The sequence below is a fragment of the Cryobacterium sp. GrIS_2_6 genome, assembly GCF_035984545.1.
In the GTDB taxonomy this organism is placed as follows: Bacteria; Actinomycetota; Actinomycetes; order Actinomycetales; family Microbacteriaceae; genus Cryobacterium.
Map to the genome: position 1 here is coordinate 3,747,988 of NZ_JAXCHP010000001.1, position 17,247 is coordinate 3,765,234.

General features: G+C 68.2%; 16 protein-coding genes and 1 tRNA gene. 12 read left to right on the top strand and 5 right to left on the bottom strand.

Annotation, left to right across the window (positions count from 1 at the left end; translation table 11 throughout):
- The first annotated feature begins 63 nt into the window (after positions 1–63).
- The 5 genes from RCH22_RS18185 (at position 64) to rplA (ending at position 2,848) form a co-directional block, all read left to right on the top strand.
- Positions 64–136: transfer RNA gene (locus tag RCH22_RS18185), tRNA-Trp, on the top strand.
- Between the two features lie 42 nt (positions 137–178).
- Positions 179–454 carry a preprotein translocase subunit SecE gene (gene secE / locus RCH22_RS18190; protein ID WP_327015046.1) on the top strand — a complete coding sequence of 92 codons (276 nt, stop codon included), beginning with the start codon at positions 179–181 and terminating at the stop codon, positions 452–454.
- A 100-nt stretch (positions 455–554) separates the two neighbouring features.
- The gene (nusG, locus tag RCH22_RS18195) at positions 555–1,553 is read left to right on the top strand and encodes a transcription termination/antitermination protein NusG (RefSeq protein ID WP_327015047.1); all 999 of its coding nucleotides are present in this window, start codon (positions 555–557) and stop codon (positions 1,551–1,553) included.
- An 84-nt stretch (positions 1,554–1,637) separates the two neighbouring features.
- Positions 1,638–2,069: a 50S ribosomal protein L11 gene (rplK, locus tag RCH22_RS18200; protein ID WP_134446687.1), complete on the top strand. Its 432-nt coding sequence runs from the start codon at positions 1,638–1,640 to the stop codon at positions 2,067–2,069.
- Between the two features lie 89 nt (positions 2,070–2,158).
- On the top strand, positions 2,159–2,848 hold the full coding sequence (gene rplA, locus RCH22_RS18205; RefSeq protein WP_134446689.1) for a 50S ribosomal protein L1: 690 nt from the start codon (positions 2,159–2,161) through the stop codon (positions 2,846–2,848).
- Positions 2,849–3,025: 177 nt separating this feature from the next.
- Here the strand turns inward: rplA and RCH22_RS18210 are convergent, their stop codons facing one another.
- The 4 genes from RCH22_RS18210 to RCH22_RS18225 all read right to left on the bottom strand — a co-directional run bounded on the left by RCH22_RS18210 (position 3,026) and on the right by RCH22_RS18225 (position 7,838).
- A complete protein-coding gene (locus RCH22_RS18210) occupies positions 3,026–4,609 on the bottom strand; it encodes an amino acid permease (RefSeq protein WP_327015048.1) in 1,584 nt (527 codons plus the stop codon).
- Positions 4,610–4,721: 112 nt separating this feature from the next.
- Positions 4,722–6,155 carry an aminobutyraldehyde dehydrogenase gene (locus tag RCH22_RS18215; RefSeq protein WP_327015049.1) on the bottom strand — a complete coding sequence of 478 codons (1,434 nt, stop codon included), beginning with the start codon at positions 6,153–6,155 and terminating at the stop codon, positions 4,722–4,724.
- A gap of 107 nt (positions 6,156–6,262) precedes the next feature.
- Positions 6,263–7,051 (bottom strand): hypothetical protein, encoded by a 789-nt coding sequence (locus RCH22_RS18220; protein ID WP_327015050.1) that lies wholly within the window; start codon positions 7,049–7,051, stop codon positions 6,263–6,265.
- 10 nt (positions 7,052–7,061) lie between these two features.
- Entirely contained in the window at positions 7,062–7,838 is a 777-nt protein-coding gene (locus tag RCH22_RS18225; protein WP_327015051.1) for a GntR family transcriptional regulator, read from the bottom strand.
- Between the two features lie 137 nt (positions 7,839–7,975).
- Here RCH22_RS18225 and RCH22_RS18230 point away from each other — a divergent pair, with 137 nt between their 5' ends.
- From RCH22_RS18230 to RCH22_RS18260, 7 genes are all read left to right on the top strand, one after another.
- On the top strand, positions 7,976–9,295 hold the full coding sequence (locus tag RCH22_RS18230) for a CoA transferase (protein ID WP_327015052.1): 1,320 nt from the start codon (positions 7,976–7,978) through the stop codon (positions 9,293–9,295).
- Positions 9,292–10,485 (top strand): acyl-CoA dehydrogenase family protein, encoded by a 1,194-nt coding sequence (locus tag RCH22_RS18235; RefSeq protein WP_327015053.1) that lies wholly within the window; start codon positions 9,292–9,294, stop codon positions 10,483–10,485. Before RCH22_RS18230 ends, RCH22_RS18235 begins: the two co-directional genes overlap by 4 nt.
- A 148-nt stretch (positions 10,486–10,633) precedes the next feature.
- Positions 10,634–11,389, top strand: coding sequence for a GntR family transcriptional regulator (locus RCH22_RS18240; RefSeq protein WP_327015054.1), 756 nt, complete (start codon positions 10,634–10,636; stop codon positions 11,387–11,389).
- 169 nt (positions 11,390–11,558) lie between these two features.
- Complete coding sequence (locus RCH22_RS18245) at positions 11,559–12,026, top strand: hypothetical protein (protein WP_327015055.1); 468 nt, start codon at positions 11,559–11,561, stop codon at positions 12,024–12,026.
- Positions 12,027–12,114: 88 nt separating this feature from the next.
- Positions 12,115–13,827: a circularly permuted type 2 ATP-grasp protein gene (locus RCH22_RS18250; RefSeq protein ID WP_327015056.1), complete on the top strand. Its 1,713-nt coding sequence runs from the start codon at positions 12,115–12,117 to the stop codon at positions 13,825–13,827.
- Complete coding sequence (locus tag RCH22_RS18255; RefSeq protein WP_327015057.1) at positions 13,821–14,750, top strand: alpha-E domain-containing protein; 930 nt, start codon at positions 13,821–13,823, stop codon at positions 14,748–14,750. The genes RCH22_RS18250 and RCH22_RS18255 overlap by 7 nt, the downstream gene beginning before the upstream one ends.
- On the top strand, positions 14,747–15,592 hold the full coding sequence (locus tag RCH22_RS18260) for a transglutaminase family protein (RefSeq protein ID WP_327015058.1): 846 nt from the start codon (positions 14,747–14,749) through the stop codon (positions 15,590–15,592). The genes RCH22_RS18255 and RCH22_RS18260 overlap by 4 nt, the downstream gene beginning before the upstream one ends.
- 133 nt (positions 15,593–15,725) lie before the next feature.
- On the opposite strand, the gene RCH22_RS18265 is transcribed toward RCH22_RS18260, so the two are convergent.
- Positions 15,726–17,216 (bottom strand): helix-turn-helix domain-containing protein, encoded by a 1,491-nt coding sequence (locus tag RCH22_RS18265; RefSeq protein ID WP_327015059.1) that lies wholly within the window; start codon positions 17,214–17,216, stop codon positions 15,726–15,728.
- Between the last annotated feature and the right edge of the window lie 31 nt (positions 17,217–17,247).

Consider the following 17,247-nt stretch of genomic DNA (forward strand, 5'->3'; position numbering starts at 1 on the left):
TTGCGCCTTTTTCTCGAGTATTTTTCGGGGGTGGCGTGAGTGTGCATGGTGATCCGGCTGCATAGGGTGGTGGCTCAATTGGTAGAGCAGCGGTCTCCAAAACCGCAGGTTGCAGGTTCGAGTCCTGTCCGCCCTGCAAGTCGGTGGCATTTCCGTCGGCCCATGAAAGGTGTAACAGGTGGCCCGAAAAGTTGTCGACGAACCCAGTGAGGAAATCGTCGCAGACGCACGACTCGCTCGCGACGGCAAACGCGGTCCGTTCGCACGGATGTCCCTGTTCCTGAAGCAGGTGATGGCGGAGCTTCGCAAGGTTGTCACGCCGACCCGCAAGGAACTGCTGAGTTACACGGCTGTCGTGTTGGTCTTCGTAGCGATCATGATGGCGCTGGTTTCCGCCCTCGACTGGGTGTTCGCACTCGTCGTCACGTACGTCTTCGGAACACCAGGCGGCTGACCGGCCGCCGCCCAGGCGGCTGACCGCACGGCCAGGATTCACGGCAACGCTGCGCGGGACACGTCTTCGTGCCCGCGCACTACATAAGGATTGAGATTTAGTGACTGAGACGAATCACGACGACGCCGACTGGGCCACCGCCGCCGAGCAGGCGTCTGACGACGACGAAGCACAGGAAGGCAACGTCCACGAAGCGGAGGAAGAGTCCGTGGAGGCCGCCGAACAGGTAGCCGTCCACGTCTTCGACCCCAGCGTCGGCGTTGAAGACAACCTCGACGCCGCCCTCGACGCCCTCGCCGGCGCGGTCGACCCCGCAGCAGACTCAGAGGTCGACGACGCCCTGGACATCGACTCCGTCGACGAGGCCGAGGCTGCCGCCGAAGCCGTCGACGACGAGGAAGATGTCGACGGCGGCGCGGACACGGCCGATGCAGAAGCCGATGCGGCCGACGCTGCTGACGCATCCACTGAGCCCGTCGACGAAGACCCATACGCCGAGTTCCGCAAGGAACTCCGTTTCCAGCCCGGCAAGTGGTTCGTCATCCACTCCTATGCCGGCTTCGAGCGTCGCGTGAAGTCGAACATCGAGAACCGCAAGCAGTCGATGGCCATGGAAGATTTCATCTACCAGGTCGAGGTTCCGATGGAAGACGTCGTCGAGATCAAGAACGGCCAGCGCAAGATGGTGACCCGCGTGCGTATCCCCGGATACGTGCTCGTCCGCATGGACCTCAACGAGGACAGCTGGTCCGTCGTTCGGCACACGCCGGGTGTCACCGGCTTCGTCGGCAACGCGCACAACCCGACGCCGCTGCGCTTCGAGGAGGCCTTCGGCATGCTGAAGAGCCTCGTCGAGATCCAGGACGTGCCGTCCGCCAAGGGCGCAGGCACGCACGGCAAGATCGCGACCCGCGCACTGCCCGCCGAGATCGACTACGAAATCGGCGAGACCATCACGATCAAGGAAGGCTCGTTCGCGGGCCTGCCCGGCACGATCAGCGAGATCAAGGCGGAGAGCGGCAAGCTCATCGTTCTCGTCTCCCTGTTCGAGCGTGAGACCCCGGTCGAGCTCAGCTTCGACCAGGTCACCAAGCTTTAGTAAGTTTCCCCACCACCGGGGCCCGTCCGGGCCACCGGGAGAGTTGCCTCGCGGCCGCTCGTCATCATAAAAGAAGGAAGAATCATGGCACCGAAGAAGAAGGTTACTGGTCTGATCAAGCTTCAGATCAAGGCCGGCGCCGCAAACCCCGCACCGCCCATCGGGCCGGCACTGGGCCAGCACGGCGTGAACATCATGGAATTCTGCAAGGCATACAACGCCCAGACCGAATCCCAGCGCGGCAACGTCATCCCGGTTGAGATCACCGTGTACGACGACCGTTCCTTCACCTTCATCCTGAAGACCCCGCCCGCCGCGGAGCTCATCAAGAAGGCCGCCGGCGTCACCAAGGGCAGCGGCACCCCGCACACCGTCAAGGTGGCCAAGCTCACCCAGGCGCAGGTCCGCGAGATCGCCGAAGCGAAGATGGTTGACCTCAACGCCAACGACATCGACGCCGCCGCGAAGATCATCGCCGGCACCGCGCGCTCCATGGGCGTTACGGTCGAGGCCTAACCTCAACCAGGCATCCGCCACCAGCAGTACGTGGAAGAGCCGGCCAGGCTCGCACCACACTCTCAAATCTTTATATTCAGGAGATTCACATGGCACAGAAGTCAAAGGCCTACCGGGCCGCGGCCGAGAAGATCGAGGCCGACAAGTTCTACACCCCCACCGAGGCCGTGACGCTGGCGCGTGAGACCGGCTCCGCGAACTTCAACTCGACCATCGAGGTCGCATTGAAGCTCGGCGTCGACCCGCGCAAGGCTGACCAGATGGTCCGCGGAACCGTTATTCTTCCTCACGGTACCGGCCGCGTGTCGCGCGTCATCGTCTTCGCAACCGGCCCCGCGGCCGAGGCAGCCATCGCTGCCGGCGCCGACGAGGTCGGTGGCGACGAGCTCATCGAGAAGGTCGCCGCTGGTTACACCGCCTTCGACTCAGCGGTTTCGACCCCTGAGCTCATGGGCAAGGTCGGTCGTCTCGGTAAGGTCCTCGGCCCGCGTGGCCTCATGCCGAACCCGAAGACCGGAACGGTCACGACCGACGTCGCCCGCGCCGTCAACGACATCAAGGGTGGCAAGATCGCGTTCCGCGTCGACAAGCACGCCAACGTGCAGTTCGTCGTCGGCAAGGCATCCTTCACCGCCGAGCAGCTGAACGAGAACATCACGGCAGCACTCGAGGAGATCGTCCGCCTCAAGCCGAGCTCGTCCAAGGGCCGCTACGTCATGAAGGGCGCCGTCTCGACGACCTTCGGTCCCGGCATCCCGCTCGACGTCAACGCCATCTAAGCACCAGCACCCGCATCACAACGAAGGGCCCGTCGCAAGACGGGCCCTTCGTCGTCCCCGGCGCATCCGCTCGCCCGAGATCGGGCTGCGCGCCACGCGCGCCGCTTCGCGCCAGGCCTGCCAGGCGCGAAGCGGCGGGGGTGGCGCGCGAGGCGCGTCGGCGGCCGGGCGGCGGGATCAGTCGGTGACGGATGTCGGGCGCGAGCCCCCGGCATCCGTTGCCCCGGGTGCGCCGGTCACCCCGGGTCCCGCATTGCCCGGATGCGCGCGGAGCAGCGCCGCGACCGCGATCGCATCACCCTCTGGCTGGTGCGAATTCGTATGCGGCTTCGCGATGGACAGGTAGAGCAGGCCCGCACCCATCACGACCGCGAGGCCGATCAGCACGATCCAGTCGTCAAGGAAGACCCCCGTCTTGCCGGGCAGCGCCAGCAACACCATCGCGAAGACACCGTAGGCGAGGGCGACGACGTTGACGACGAAGCCTGCCCTGCCGAGGTTGAACGGACCTGCCGGACGCCAGCCCTTGATTCGCTGGCGGAGCGCCGCGAGCACGACGGACTGGAACGCTACGTAGATGCCGATCACTGCGAATGCCGTGATCTGGGTGAGGCTGCCGCCCGCGTAGATCAGCAGGCAGAGCGCGAGCGGGATCGAGCAGGCGACGATGAGCGCGTTCACGGGGACGGCGGTGCGCGGACTCACCTTGGACAGCCAGGCGTGGCCGGGGATCATCCCGTCGCGGGCAAAGGAGAACATCAACCGGCTGGCCGCGGCCTGCAGGCTCAGCACGCAGGACAGGAACGCCGTGATCGCGACGACCAGGAAGAGCTTGGCGCCGACGGTTCCGAGCGAGGCCTCGAGGATCGCCGGGATCGGGTCGATGTCGTTGCCGTCGACCACCGCCTGCAGGTCGGGCGCCGCCATCACGTAGCCGCCGAAGGAGAACAGCGCGGAGACCCCGCCGACGAGGATGGTCAGGATCATGGCCCTCGGGATGCCCCGTGCCGGGTTCGCGACCTCCTCGGCCACGTCCCCGCACGCTTCGAAGCCGTAGAACAGGAACAGGCCGGCGAGTGCCGCACCGAGGAACGCGACGGCGTAGTTGCCGTCGCCCTCGACGCCCATCGTGCTGAAGAAGACGCTGAACTCCTGCTTGCGCTGGAAGATCAGCAGGTAGAGCCCGAGCCCGATCACGCCGATGAGCTCAGCGCCGAGGCCGATCCTGGCGACCCGGCCGAGCATCTTCGTGCCAGAGAAGTTGAACGCAAAGGCGACCAGCAGGAACAGCACCGAGAGGCCCAGCGTGACTTCCTTCGTGACCGGCGCGTCGATCAGGCTGCCGAGGAAGCCGCTGCCGAACTCGGCGACTGCGGTGATCGTGACGAGCATCGCCCAGACGTAGACCCAAGCGGCCATCCAGGCGTACCGCTTGCCCCAGAGCCGGCGGGTCCACGGGTAGATCCCGCCGGCGATCGGGTACTGCGAGACGACCTCGCCGAAGACGAGGGCTACGAGCAGCTGGCCGGCGCCCACGATCAGGATCCAGAAGATCGAGGGCGGCCCGCCCGTGCTGAGGGCGAGCGCGAAGAGGGAGTACACGCCGACGAGCGGCGAGAGGTAGGTGAAGCCGAGGGCGAAGTTGGCCCACAGCGACATCGAACGGTGGAAGGAGTCCTCGTACCCGAGCACCCTGAGGTGCTCCTGGTCACCGATTCCCCTCGCGGCGGGCGTCTTTCCGGGCTGATCTGCGCTCATCATGACCTTTCGGCTGCGGTGCAGCCTGACGTCGTCGGCAGGCTGTGTGTGCCAACCATAGTGACACCGTTGCGAGAAAGCTATAGAACCGGATGTTTACCCCGAACGGGGCGGATCAGCCGATGTAGCTCATCACGTGCTTGATGCGGGTGTAGTCCTCGAGGCCGTACATCGAGAGGTCCTTGCCGTAGCCGGAGTGCTTGAAGCCGCCGTGCGGCATCTCGGCGACGAGTGGGATGTGCGTGTTGATCCAGACGCAGCCGAAATCGAGGCGCTTGGCCATCCGCATCGCGCGCGCGTGGTCCTTCGTCCAGACCGAGGAGGCCAGGCCGTACTGCACGTCGTTCGCCCAGGCGAGCGCTTCGGCCTCGTCGGTGAACTTCTGGGCCGTGATGACCGGTCCGAAGATCTCGTTCTGCACCGCGTCGTCGCCCTGCCGGAGGTTCGAGACGATCGTCGCCTCGTGGAAGTAGCCGACGTCACCCTGGCGGTGCCCGCCGAGCGCGATGTTCGCGTGGTCGGGCAGGCCCTCGATGACGCCCTGCACGCGGGCGAGCTGGTCGGCGCTCGAGAGGGCGCCGAAGAGGATGCCGTCCTCGCGCGGGCCGCCGGTCCTCGCGTTCACCCGGGCGTACGCCGCGAGTGCGGCAACGAACTCGTCGTGGATTCCGGCCTGGACGAGGACCCGGGTGGCGGCGGTGCAGTCCTGGCCGCCGTTGTAGAACGCGGCCGTCGCGATGCCCTCGACGGCGGCGTCGATATCGGCGTCGTCGAACACGATCACCGGGGCCTTTCCGCCCAGTTCGAGGTGCACGCGCTTGACGTCGAGCGCCGCGGTGCCCGCGACCTCCATGCCGGCCCGCACGGAACCGGTGATCGACACCATCTGCGGGATCCGGTCGGCGACGAGTGCGCGGCCCGTGGTGCGGTCGCCCATGACGACGTTGAAGACGCCGGCCGGGAAGAACTCCGCCGCGATCTCGGCGAGGAGGAGCGTCGAGACGGGTGTCGAGTCCGAGGGCTTCAGCACGACGGCGTTTCCGGCCGCGAGGGCGGGGGCGATCTTCCAGATCGCCATCATCATCGGGTAGTTCCATGGGGTGACCTGACCGATCACGCCGATCGGCTCCCTCCGGATGAACGAGGTGTGGTCCTTCAGGTACTCGCCGGCGGACTTGCCCTCGAGCACGCGGGCGGCGCCGGCGAAGAAGCGCACCTGATCGATCATGACGTCGACCTCGTCGCCGACGAGGCCGGCACGCGGCTTGCCGGTGTTCTCGCTCTCGACGTCCGCAATCTCCTCCGCACGCTCGGACAGGGCATCGGCGAACTTCAGCAGGGCGAACTGGCGTTCACCGGGCGTGGTCTCGCCCCACGTCTCGAAGGCGGTCGCCGCTGCGGAGTACGCCGACGCGACATCTGCCTCTGTCGACACGGGGGTGCGCGCGTAGACCTCCTCGGTTGCGGGGTTCACGATGTCGAGCTGCTCGCTCGCGGCGGAGGCGACGTACTGCCCGTTGACGAAGTTACGGAGTTCACGGATGGACATGCGCAGGCCTTTCCCAAGCGTCTGGTCGGCGCTGGCCAGGGCCGCGGCGCCCGGGGCGGAGTTCCCCAGAGGCCGACGATACCCTAAATCATCCCAAATGCAATCTTTTATTCCGGTGGGCGCCGGACGATCACGTCGAAGGGAATCCCGGGGCAGGGCACCCGGTCATAGCTGGTGAGCGGATGCCCCGGGTTCGGCATGATGTCGCCCGCTGCGAGCGTGGCCTCCGTCGAGATCACGACGCGGCCGACCGCGTTGACCAGGGCGGCGGGCGCACTGAGTCCGAGCAGGACCGGAAGCAGGGCCTGCTCGAGACGGGTGACCGACACGTCGGCCCCGATCACGCCGACCGTGCCGCCGTCGACCTGCACGGGGAGGGTGAGGGTCACGATGAAATCGAAGGTGCACAGGTGGTCGACGTACGGACCCGTGACGTGCGCCCGCCCGGTGGCTTCCGGCACCCGGTACCACTCCAGGCCGCGGAAGTCGCGCAGGTATTCGGTGTGCACCCGCGCCGCGAGGTCGAGCCGGGTGGGGGCGAGCGTCGTGCCGAGCAGGGGGTTCGATGCGAGCGGCCCGAGCCACCAGGCGAAATGCGCGGGGCGGCCTGGCCGGTAGCCCGCTGTCGCGATAAAGCCGGCGCCGACCAGGAGCGCCGGGGCGCCGTGCGGTGCCGCGCCGTGCTGTGCCGCGTCCTGCGGTGCGGCCGGTTCGACCTCGCCGAAGAGGGCGGGCACAACGAGCGTCTCCACGAGGGCGTCGAGTTCGGTCCTCGTCGTGAGCGGGACCGCTGCGGCGACCCGGTCGCGCCAGTCCTCGAGCACCGTGAACACGTCGGCGACCGCGGCGCTGACGGCGGCGGCGCAGGCCAGGGGAGGGAGTGGGGCCGGCGTCACGGCCGGTGATTCAGGCGCTGACAGCGGATGCCGCATGGAGCGTTCCTCCCCGTTCGATCCTGGTCTTCGCAGCATGCAGCCACTCGGCGAGTTCGCGCACCTGCCCGGCGACGAGGGTGCGGGCGAGCGGGCCGTCGCCGCTCCGGATCGCCGCGACGATGTCCGTGTTGCAGGCAGCGACCCTGGCGCGCATCGACGGGTCTGCGAGCCCGAGCAGGAGGAGCGGGCCGAACTCGGCCTGCAGCCGGACCTGTTCGCGCACGAGCCGGGCCGACTGGCTGAGTACCGCGAGTTCGAGGTAGAAGCCGCCTGCATTGGCGCGGGCACCCGCGTCGCGGACCCAGTCGGCCTGGGCGAGCCACTCGGAGAGCCGATCGGCATCGTGCGGTGCTGCGCGGAGCGCGGCCCGTTCCGCGCAGCCTTCGATGATCGTGGAGAAGTAGACCGCGAGGTCCGAGAGCTCGACGTGGGCGACGCCGCGGAGCCGGGTGTGCAGGAGTGTCTCGTCCGGGGCATCCGCCTGGATCACGAAACTGCCGCCGCCGCGGCCGCGACGGGTTTCGACGAGGCCGGACTCGCGCAAAATCACGAGGCCCTCGCGGACCGTGATCAGGGCGACACCGAAACGGCGGGCGAGCTCCTGCTCGCTCGGCAGGCGCTCGCCCGCCGTGAGGACGCCGAGGATGATGGCATCGGTGAGGCGGCGGGCAACCTGCTCGGCGCGGCCGGCCTCGATGAGCTGGGCGAAGATCGCCTCCCGGGCGCCGGGTCGCAGCTGTGCCTCCATAGACTTCAATGTAGCCGACGGTGGCATGCTGGGAACGGTCGGACGGGTGCCGGAATCGAAAACATTCGGTATAGGATCACAACTGAGTCCCGTCGGTATTGCCGGCCGGACGCGTCGATGGGGACCGAGGTGAGCTGATGCCGCACGAACCGTCCGCCCGCGCACCCCGGCTGAGGGTCGCCGATTTCTCGCGCGTCCTCGCCGGGCCGTATGCCACGATGATGCTCGCCGACTTCGGCGCCGACGTGATCAAGATCGAGAGCCCGGCCGGGGACGATACCCGCCAGTGGCTGCCGCCCACGGATGCCCAGGGCGCGTCCACCTACTTCGGTGCGGTCAACCGCAACAAGCGTTCGGTCGTCTGCGACCTCGGCACAGACGAGGGACGGGCGGCGGCCTGGCGCCTCGCGACCACGGCGGATGTCGTGGTGGAGAACTTCCGGCCCGGAGTGATGGAACGGTTCGGCATCGGCTACGAGGCCGTGCGCGCCGCGAACCCGGGCGTCGTCTACTGCTCGATCACGGGCTTCGGTGCAGGGGCCGGCGCCCGGCTGCCCGGATACGACCTCCTCGTGCAGGCCGTCGGCGGGCTGATGAGTGTGACCGGCCCGGTCGAGGGGGAGCCGAGTAAGGTCGGCGTCGCACTCGTGGACGTGCTCGCCGGACTCAACGCGCTCAGCGGCATCCTGCTCGCGCTCCGCGAACGCGATTCCCGGGGCGATGCCGGCGCGGACGAGGCCACCGGCCCGGGCAGGTCGTCCGGAGGGCGCGTCGAAGTCGACCTCCTGACGACCCTGCTCTCGGCGCTCACGAACCAGGCGGCCGGAACCCTCGCAACCGGGCACTCTCCGGCCCGCCTCGGCAACGCCCACCCGAGCATCGCCCCGTACGAGCTCTTCGCGGCATCCGACCGCGACCTCGTGATCGCTGTCGGCACCGATTCACAGTTCCGCACGCTCGTGCGCCTCCTCGGCGCGCCCGGCCTCGCGACCGACCCGCGATTCCTCGGCAACGCCGACCGGGTGCGGCACCGCGCCGACCTCCGGCCCGCCCTCGAGGACCTCCTCTGTGCCCATCCCGCGGCGCACTGGGTCGACACGCTCACGGATGCCGGGGTGCCCGCCGGACTCGTCAACTCGATCAGCGAGGCCTTCGCCTTCGCCGAGAGTCTCGGAACCGCGTCCGTCGTCGAGCTCGTCTCGGGTTCGGACCCGCGGCGCCTCAGCCGCCAGGTCGCCAATCCGATCCACCTCGGCGAGCGTCCGGCCGGCTACCGGCTGCCTCCGCCCCGGCTCGGCGAGCACGCCGGGGCCGACTGGCTCGAGCCGGACGCTCGCAGCGCCCCCGGCGCGGCCGCTTCGGCGGAGCCGGCACCGGCATCCGCCCCCGGACCCGCATTCAGGCCCACTCCCGCACCCCCCACCGCGCTCCGCCGAACCGAACAGGACCTCTCGTGACCGCATCAGGCCGCCCTACCCCACTCGTCGCCAGTCCCCTCATCGACTCGGTCTTCGATCTCGACGACCTCCTCGCTCCCGAGGAGGTCGTCTGGTCGCGCAAGGCCCGCGCGTTCGCGACCAACCGCATCCTGCCCACGATCGAGCAGGACTTCGAGGACCGGTTCTTCCGCGCCGAACTCGTCCCCGAACTCGGCGCCGCCGGCTTCCTCGGGATGCACCTCGAGGGCTACGGCTGCGCGGGCGCGAGCGCCGTGAGCTACGGCCTCGTCTGCCTCGAACTCGAGGCTGCCGACAGCGGCTGGCGCACCCTCGTGTCGGTGCAGGGCTCGCTCGCCATGTCGGCGATCCACAAGTACGGGACTGAGGATCAGAAGCAGCGCTGGCTGCCCGGCATGGCCGCCGGATCCCTCATCGGCTGCTTCGCCCTCACCGAACCGACCGGCGGCAGCGACCCCGCCGCGATGCGCACGACCGCCAGGCGCGACGGCGACGACTGGGTGCTCACGGGCACCAAGCGCTGGATCGGCCTCGCAAGCGTCGCCGACGTCGCGGTGGTGTGGGCGCAGACGGATGCCGGGGTGCGCGGGTTCCTCGTTCCCACCGGGACAGCGGGGTTCACCGCGACACCGATCGCCGGCAAGCTCTCGATGCGCGCGTCCATCCAGTGCGACGTCACCCTCGACGGGGTGCGCCTGCCCGCCGATGCCGTCCTGCCCGGCGCCACGGGGCTCTCCGGTCCGTTCGGTTGCCTGAACGAGGCGAGATTCGGCATCGTCTGGGGCGCGATGGGGGCCGCCAGGAGCTGCCTCGACGCTGCGATCGCCCGGTCGCGCAGTCGTGAGGTGTTCGGCCACCCGATCGGGGCCATGCAGCTCACCCAGGCCAAATTGGCCGACATGCTCGTCGAGTACGAGAAGGGCGTCCTCCTCGCCCTGTACCTCGGCCGGCTGAAGGAACGCGGCACCCTCTCCCCGGCGCAGATCAGCGTCGGCAAGCTCAACAGCGTGCGCGAGGCCATCCGGATCGCCGGCCTCGCCCGGTCGATCCTCGGCGGCGACGGGGTGACGAACGAATTCCCGGTGATGCGTCACCTCGCCAACCTCGAGTCCGTCCGCACCTACGAGGGCACGGACGAGATCCACCAGCTCGTGATTGGTCGCGCTCTCACGGGGATGTCGGCGTTCTGACCCGGCCAGGGCAGGGCAGGTCGTTTCCGGCCGTACCCCCACTTCGCGGCGGCCCGGCCCGCCCGGCCCTCCGCGCCGTCTTCGCCGGAACGCCGTGTGTAATAGTTGAAAGACGCGCACGTGGCGACGAGGACATCGGGTGGAAATAGTGTCGGTAACAGGCGGACAGGCCGCATTCGCATACCTTCGCGGCCGTATCCTCTCCGGTGAGATCCCGGGTAACGCCACCCTGCGCGAGCAGGCGCTCGCCGAGGAAATCGGCGTCAGCCGCACCCCGATCCGCGAAGCGCTGTGGAGGCTCGACGAGACCGGCCTTGTCGAGTTCGTGCCGAACAAGGGCGCGACGGTCATCGCATGGACGACCGAGCAGATGCGCGAGACCTACTATTTGCGGGCCATGCTCGAGAGCCGCGCGGCAGGCCTCGCCGCGGTGCGGATCTCCGACGGCGACGTCGACCGTCTGGCCGAACTGATCACCCTGATGGACGACGTCGTGCTCGCGGAGGACGACGCCGGCATCTCCCGTCTCGGCGAACTCAACGCCGAGTTCCACCGCATCATCGTCACCGCCGCCGCGAACGCCCAGCTCACCCGCCTGACCGTCTCCGTCGGCCGGGTGCCGCTGATGGCAAAGGCCTTCCGGCGCGACAGCGGATCCTTCCGCGCGGTGAGCAATCACCATCACCGCGACATCCTGGCCGCCCTCCGCTCGCACGACGCGCTCTGGGCCTCGACGTCCATGCGGTCGCACATCCTGGCCGCACGCAATTCGGTGCAGAGCTGGGACCAGGGCGACGATTCCGCCGTCACGCAGGGCGCCGATCAGCCCGCTGACGCCAATCCCCTTGACGCGGAGGCGATCGACGCGTCCGACCTGGCCGACCTGGCCGACTTCACTCCGTAACGCGCATTCCGGATCGACGACACCGACCAGGTCGAGCAGGTCGACGATGTGCCGTTTCGCCACGTCCGGGGTGACGCCGATGCGTTTTCGGAGCGCGCCGGCGAGCTGGTTCCTCACCGAGCGTGTGCGGTCGAAACTGCTGAGCGGATCGGCGGGAAGGCAACCGATCATGGTACCGAGCAGACGTGCCGCCGGGCGGCGACCGAGTCCGACCAGTTCCACGCCCTCCACGGGCATCGAGCCCGCAGCGATCGTGGCGCTCTCCGGGAGTTCTCCCGCGATGGCGAGCGCCACCGAGATCGCGCCGGTGGCCACGGTTCCGACGAGACCCAGGGACTCGCCGTGGGAGACCGACAGGGTGATCGCATTCACAGGGGCCAGTGTCGTTGTCGTCGACGAGACGCCGAGCCCGCGCACGTCGAGCACGGAACTCGCCCGTAAGGCGTTCGAAGGTACGGGATCCTCGTCCGGGCGATCGGCGGCGGCCGTGGCAGGGGCAGGTTTCCTGGCTCCGGTAGCCGCGACGGCGAGCTCGGGATCGGGGAAAGGGGTCACGGACGGGCCAATCATCACATCTCCCACTGCTGTATGCAATCTTGACTACATCTCCCGCCAGATTCCCGAGAATGTCGAATGAGCTCCCCGAAATTTCGTCACTTTGCATACATAATCAACGGCCGGTGTGGCGAAACAATCCCGCAACATGAGGCGACTACGCTCCGACCATGGTTGACCTGTTCACCGGCTACGGTGCCACTACGAAGAGTCGGAAACGGACGGGGTCAGGGAGCGCCTGGGACGAGATGTTCCCGGATCCGTCCTCGCTCACTCCGACTGAAACGCGTGCCGCGTACAAGGACGTCTACGGCGCCCTGGCCAGAATGACCCAGGAGGAGCTGCGGGGCCGTACGGCGGCGCTCGCGAGTTCATACCTCGCCCAGGGCGTCACGTTCGACTTCGCCGGGGAAGAGCGTCCGTTCCCGCTCGACGCCGTTCCGCGGGTGATCGAGCAGCCGGAGTGGGTCACCGTCGAGGCCGGCATCAAGCAGCGCGTGCTCGCCCTCGAGGCGTTCCTCGCCGATATCTACGGGCCCCAGGCCGCCGTGCACGACGGCGTCATCCCGGCGAGCCTGATCAGTTCGTCGAACCATTTCCACCGGCAGGCCGCCGGCATCGTCTCGGCCAACAATGTGCGCATCCAGGTCTCCGGCATCGACCTGATCCGCGATGAAAAGGGCGCGTGGCGGGTACTCGAGGACAACGTCCGGGTGCCCAGCGGCGTGAGCTATGTCATCTCCAACCGTCGCGTGATGGCGCAGACGCTCCCCGAACTCTTCGTCTCGATGCGGGTGCGCCCGGTCGGCGACTACCCGAACAAGCTTCTCCAGGCGCTCCGGGCATCCGCCCCCGCCGGGGTCGAGGACCCCAACGTCGTCGTGCTCACCCCGGGCGTGTTCAACTCCGCTTACTTCGAGCACACCCTGCTCGCCCGGCTGATGGGTGTCGAGCTCGTCGAGGGCCGCGACCTGTTCTGCTCGGGCGGGCGCGTCTGGATGCGCACGACCGCCGGCCCCACTCGGGTCGACGTGATCTATCGCCGGGTCGATGACGAGTTCCTCGACCCGCTCCAGTTCCGGGCGGACTCGCAGCTCGGGTCGCCCGGCATGCTGATGGCGGCCAGGCTCGGGAACGTCACGATCGCCAACGCGGTCGGGAACGGTGTTGCAGACGACAAGCTCGTCTACACCTACCTGCCCGATCTCATCCGCTACTACCTCGGCGAAGACGCGATCATCCCGAACGTCGACACCTGGCGGCTCGAGGATCCCCTCGCGCTCGAAGAGGTGCTCGACCGGCTCGACGAGCTCGTGGTCAAGCCCGTCGACGGGTCGGGGGGCAAAGGCCTCGTGGTGGGGCCCGCCGCGTCGAAGGCGGAGCTCGCGACACTGCGGAAGCAGCTGCTGCGGGACCCGCGCGGCTGGATCGCGCAGCCCGTGGTGCAGCTTTCGACCATCCCGACCCTCGTCGAGGACGGCATGAGGCCGCGCCATGCCGACCTGCGCCCCTTCGCCGTGAACGACGGAACGGATGTCTGGGTGCTGCCGGGCGGGCTGACCCGCGTTGCGCTCCCAGAGGGCGAGCTCGTCGTCAACTCGAGCCAGGGCGGCGGGTCGAAGGACACCTGGGTGATCGGGCTCGAACCCGATTTCTACCACGAGTCCTCCGCGCGCAATATCCAGGGTCTCGTGGCCGACCAGGCCGCGAACACCCAGGCGACGGCCGCGGGCACGCACCACGTCGACCACTCGCCACAGGACAAACCGCTGGGCAACAGCGACCAACAGGAGCAACAACAGCAGCAGCAGGGGAGGCAACCGGTGTCCGCAGGGGCGCCGGCGGCATCGAAGTCATCGGCGCAGGAGGACCGGGAATGTTGAGTCGCATTGCAGAAAGCCTGTTCTGGATCGGACGGTACATCGAGCGCAGCGACGGCACCGCCCGCATCCTCGACGTGCACCTCCAGCTTCTGCTCGAGGATCCGTGGATCGAGGAGAACCTCGCCTGCCGGTCGCTCCTCCAGCTGATGGGCAGCCCCGTCCCCGATGAGGGAGAGCTGACCCGCAAGGACGTTCTCGCCACCCTCGCCATGGACCGCACGCATCCGGCTTCGATTGCGTACTCGATCACCTCCGCACGCGAGAACGCCCGTCGTGCGCGTGAGATCGTGCCGACCGAACTCTGGGAGTGCCTCAACACGACGAGCGCGCGGATGCCGCGCAAGGTCGCGAGTGAGAAGACCCACGACTACTTCGCCTGGGTACGGGAACGCGCCGCGCTCGCCGTCGGGATCGTCGAGGCCGGTGCGAGCCGGGACGACGCCTGGCATTTCTTCACCCTCGGGCGCAGCCTCGAGCAGGCCGACATGACGGCACGCCTCCTCGCGACCCGGTCGCTGACCGAAACGAGCGGGCCGTCCTGGACGACGATCCTGCGTTCCTGCGGCGCGTACGAGTCCTACCTGCGCACCTACCGCGGGGTTCCTTCTGCCCGCAACGCCGCCGAATACCTGTTGATGGACCGCTTGTTCCCCCGGTCCATCGTCTTCTCCGTTTCGCGCGCCGAACAGTGCCTGCGCGACCTCGAGCCGCGCACAGACCGGGCCGGCGTCACCGGCCAGGCCCAGCGGGTGCTCGGCCAGATCCGCAGCCAACTGGAGTACCGACCGATCATGGACATCCTGAACGACCTGCCGCTGCAGATGATGCGCGTCCAGGACGCGACGAGCACCGCCTCCGAAGCCATCGGCAACCGGTACTTTCCTAAGGGGAACGTTCCGACCTGGACAGGGGAAGCCTCGTGAACCGCCTCCGGATCCGGCACACGACCGGGTACCGCTACAAGGGCGAAGTTGCCGCTTCCTACAATGAGGCACGGATGCTGCCGGTCAGCTCGGTCGACCAGTTCGTGCTGTTCTCGAACCTCGAGATCAGCCCGGCAGCGGGCAACCACTATTACGCCGACTATTGGGGCACCCGGGTCTCCTCGTTCGAGGTGCTGACGCCGCATTCCGAGCTGATCCTCACCGCCAACAGCCTCGTCGAGGTGCGGCCGCGCGAGCACGAGACCCACGAACACAGCTGGGTTGACCTCGCGGCGGACGCCCTGCGCACCTCGACGCTCTTCGAACACTCCCGGCAGACCCGCCTGACGAAACCGCCGATGGACGTCGAGGCGCTCGCCGCCGAGATCGCCGCGCGCCACACGAGCTCCTGCTCGGCCGCTTACGAGATCTGTGCCGCGATCGGCGACCAGATGCAGTACGTCCAGGGTGTCACGGGCGTGCACTCGACCGCCGAGGAGGCCTGGAACGACCGGCGCGGGGTCTGCCAGGACATCACGCACATCGCCCTCGGCGCCCTGCGCTCGGTCGGGATCCCGGCCCGGTACGTCTCCGGCTACTTGCACCCGAAGCCGAGCGCCGAGGTCGGCGAGACCGTCACGGGCGAATCCCACGCCTGGGTAGAGTGGTTCTGCGGCGAGTGGCGCGGATTCGACCCGACGAACCTCATCGAGATCGGTGACAGGCACGTGTCCGTCGGCCGCGGCCGCGACTACAACGATGTGCCGCCGCTCCGCGGCGTCTACGCAGGCTCCGCGGGCTCCCAGCTCTTCGTGACGGTCGAGATTACCAAAGAGGCCTGACCCCGAACCAATTCGACGGAGTTTTTGGGTTTCACGCACGTGGGAACGCGGTTTAAGGGTTTACCCGGCAGAATCTCCGTCGAATCGGTTCGGGCGTTCCCCTCGCCCGCGACAGCCGCTGTGGGGGGTCAGGTCAGGGGGTGGGGGAGTGGGATTCCAGGAACTGGTAGACCTCGGTCTGGTCGACGCCGGGGAAGGTGCCGGTCGGGAGTGCGGCGAGCAGGCTCGTCGGGGTGCGCGCGGCCGGCCAGGCCTGGCCTGCCCAGCGCTCTGCGAGTTCGCCTGGGGCGCTGCGGCAGCAGCTCTCGTCCGGGCAACGGGAGACGGCCCGGTTGTTCGTCTCGCGGCCGAGGAACCACTTCGTCTCCGAGAATGGCACGCCAACGCTCACCGAATACTCGCCCTCCTTCGCCTTCGCGATGCGGGAGGTGCACCAGAAGGTGCCGGACGGAGTGTCGGTGTACTGGTACCAGGGGCTGAACCGGTCGGCGACGTCGAAGACCGTGCGGGCAGTCCAGCTGCGGCAGACCGTCGTCCCTTCAACGGCGCCGAGGGCGTCGCTCGGGAACCGCACCGAGTCATTCTCGTAGGCCTTGATGATCGTGCCGGATTCGTGCACCTTCATGAAGTGCACCGGGATGCCGAGCCGGGCCGTCGCGAGGTTCGTGAACCGGTGCGCGGCCGTCTCGTAGGACACCGCGAAGGCGTCGCGGAGATCCTCCATCGAGATGTTGCGCTGCGCCTTGGCCTCGGTCAGAAGTTTCACGGCGTCGTCCTCCGGCAGCAGGATCGCCGCCGTCAGGTAGTTGGTCTCGACCCGCTGCCGTAGAAATTCTGCATAACTTGTCGGCTCCTCGTGCCCGCAGAGTGCGCTCGCGAAGGCCTGCAGGATCGGCGAGCGAGTGTCCCGGGATGCGCTCTGCTCTATCGGCAGGTAGATACGGCCGTTGCGCTTGTCGGTGACCGATCGCGTCGAGTGCGGCAGGTCCGCGACGTAGTGCAAGGAATAGCCGAGGTGCGCGGCCATGTCGGCGACGACCCGCTGCGGCACCGGCCCGCCCCGGTGGCCGACCGCGCCCAGCAGCCCGGCCGCCTGAGCCTCGAGCTCGGGGAAATAGTTGTCCCGCGCGCGCATGATGCCGCGCAGTTCGGCGTTGGCGCGCCGCGCCTCCTCTGGCGTCGCCGCCCGCTCCCGGTGCAGGCGCTCGATCTCGTGGTGCAGGGTGAGGATCGTGTGCAGCGCCTCATCGCTCGTTGACCGGCCAATCCGGATGTGCGGCAGCCCGAGGGCCGTGAAGACCGGCCCCCGCTGGGCCCGTTCCACGGCGATCTCGAGGGCGGCCCGCTCCGACGGCGCCTCCGTCTTGAGCAGCTCGTCGACGGTCGTGCCGAGCGCGGTCGCGATCGTGCGCAGCATCGACAGGCGCGGCTCGCGTTTGCCGTTCTCGATCATCGACACCTGCGACGGCGCCCGCCCGATCGCAGCGGCGAGGGTGTCGAGGGTCATCCTGCGGGAACCCCGCAGTTCACGGATGCGTCGGCCGAGAGTCAGGGCGTCGATCCCGTGCTCGTCGGGTACCGGCTGGGACAGGGCGGTGCGCAGGGAGGGATCGGCGGTGATCATCGCACCATGCTCACACGGTGCAGAACTTCAC

Excerpts from the sequence above, each read along its gene's own strand:
- RCH22_RS18225 (WP_327015051.1), bottom strand. The coding sequence starts at position 7,838 with ATGGAGGCACAGCTGCGACCCGGCGCCCGGGAGGCGATCTTCGCCCAG.
- rplA (WP_134446689.1), top strand. The coding sequence starts at position 2,159 with ATGGCACAGAAGTCAAAGGCCTACCGGGCCGCGGCCGAGAAGATCGAG.
- RCH22_RS18255 (WP_327015057.1), top strand. The coding sequence starts at position 13,821 with ATGTTGAGTCGCATTGCAGAAAGCCTGTTCTGGATCGGACGGTACATC.
- rplK (WP_134446687.1), top strand. The coding sequence starts at position 1,638 with ATGGCACCGAAGAAGAAGGTTACTGGTCTGATCAAGCTTCAGATCAAG.
- RCH22_RS18265 (WP_327015059.1), bottom strand. The coding sequence starts at position 17,216 with ATGATCACCGCCGATCCCTCCCTGCGCACCGCCCTGTCCCAGCCGGTA.
- RCH22_RS18230 (WP_327015052.1), top strand. The coding sequence starts at position 7,976 with ATGCCGCACGAACCGTCCGCCCGCGCACCCCGGCTGAGGGTCGCCGAT.
- RCH22_RS18215 (WP_327015049.1), bottom strand. The coding sequence starts at position 6,155 with ATGTCCATCCGTGAACTCCGTAACTTCGTCAACGGGCAGTACGTCGCC.
- RCH22_RS18210 (WP_327015048.1), bottom strand. The coding sequence starts at position 4,609 with ATGATGAGCGCAGATCAGCCCGGAAAGACGCCCGCCGCGAGGGGAATC.
- RCH22_RS18250 (WP_327015056.1), top strand. The coding sequence starts at position 12,115 with ATGGTTGACCTGTTCACCGGCTACGGTGCCACTACGAAGAGTCGGAAA.
- RCH22_RS18245 (WP_327015055.1), top strand. The coding sequence starts at position 11,559 with ATGGTACCGAGCAGACGTGCCGCCGGGCGGCGACCGAGTCCGACCAGT.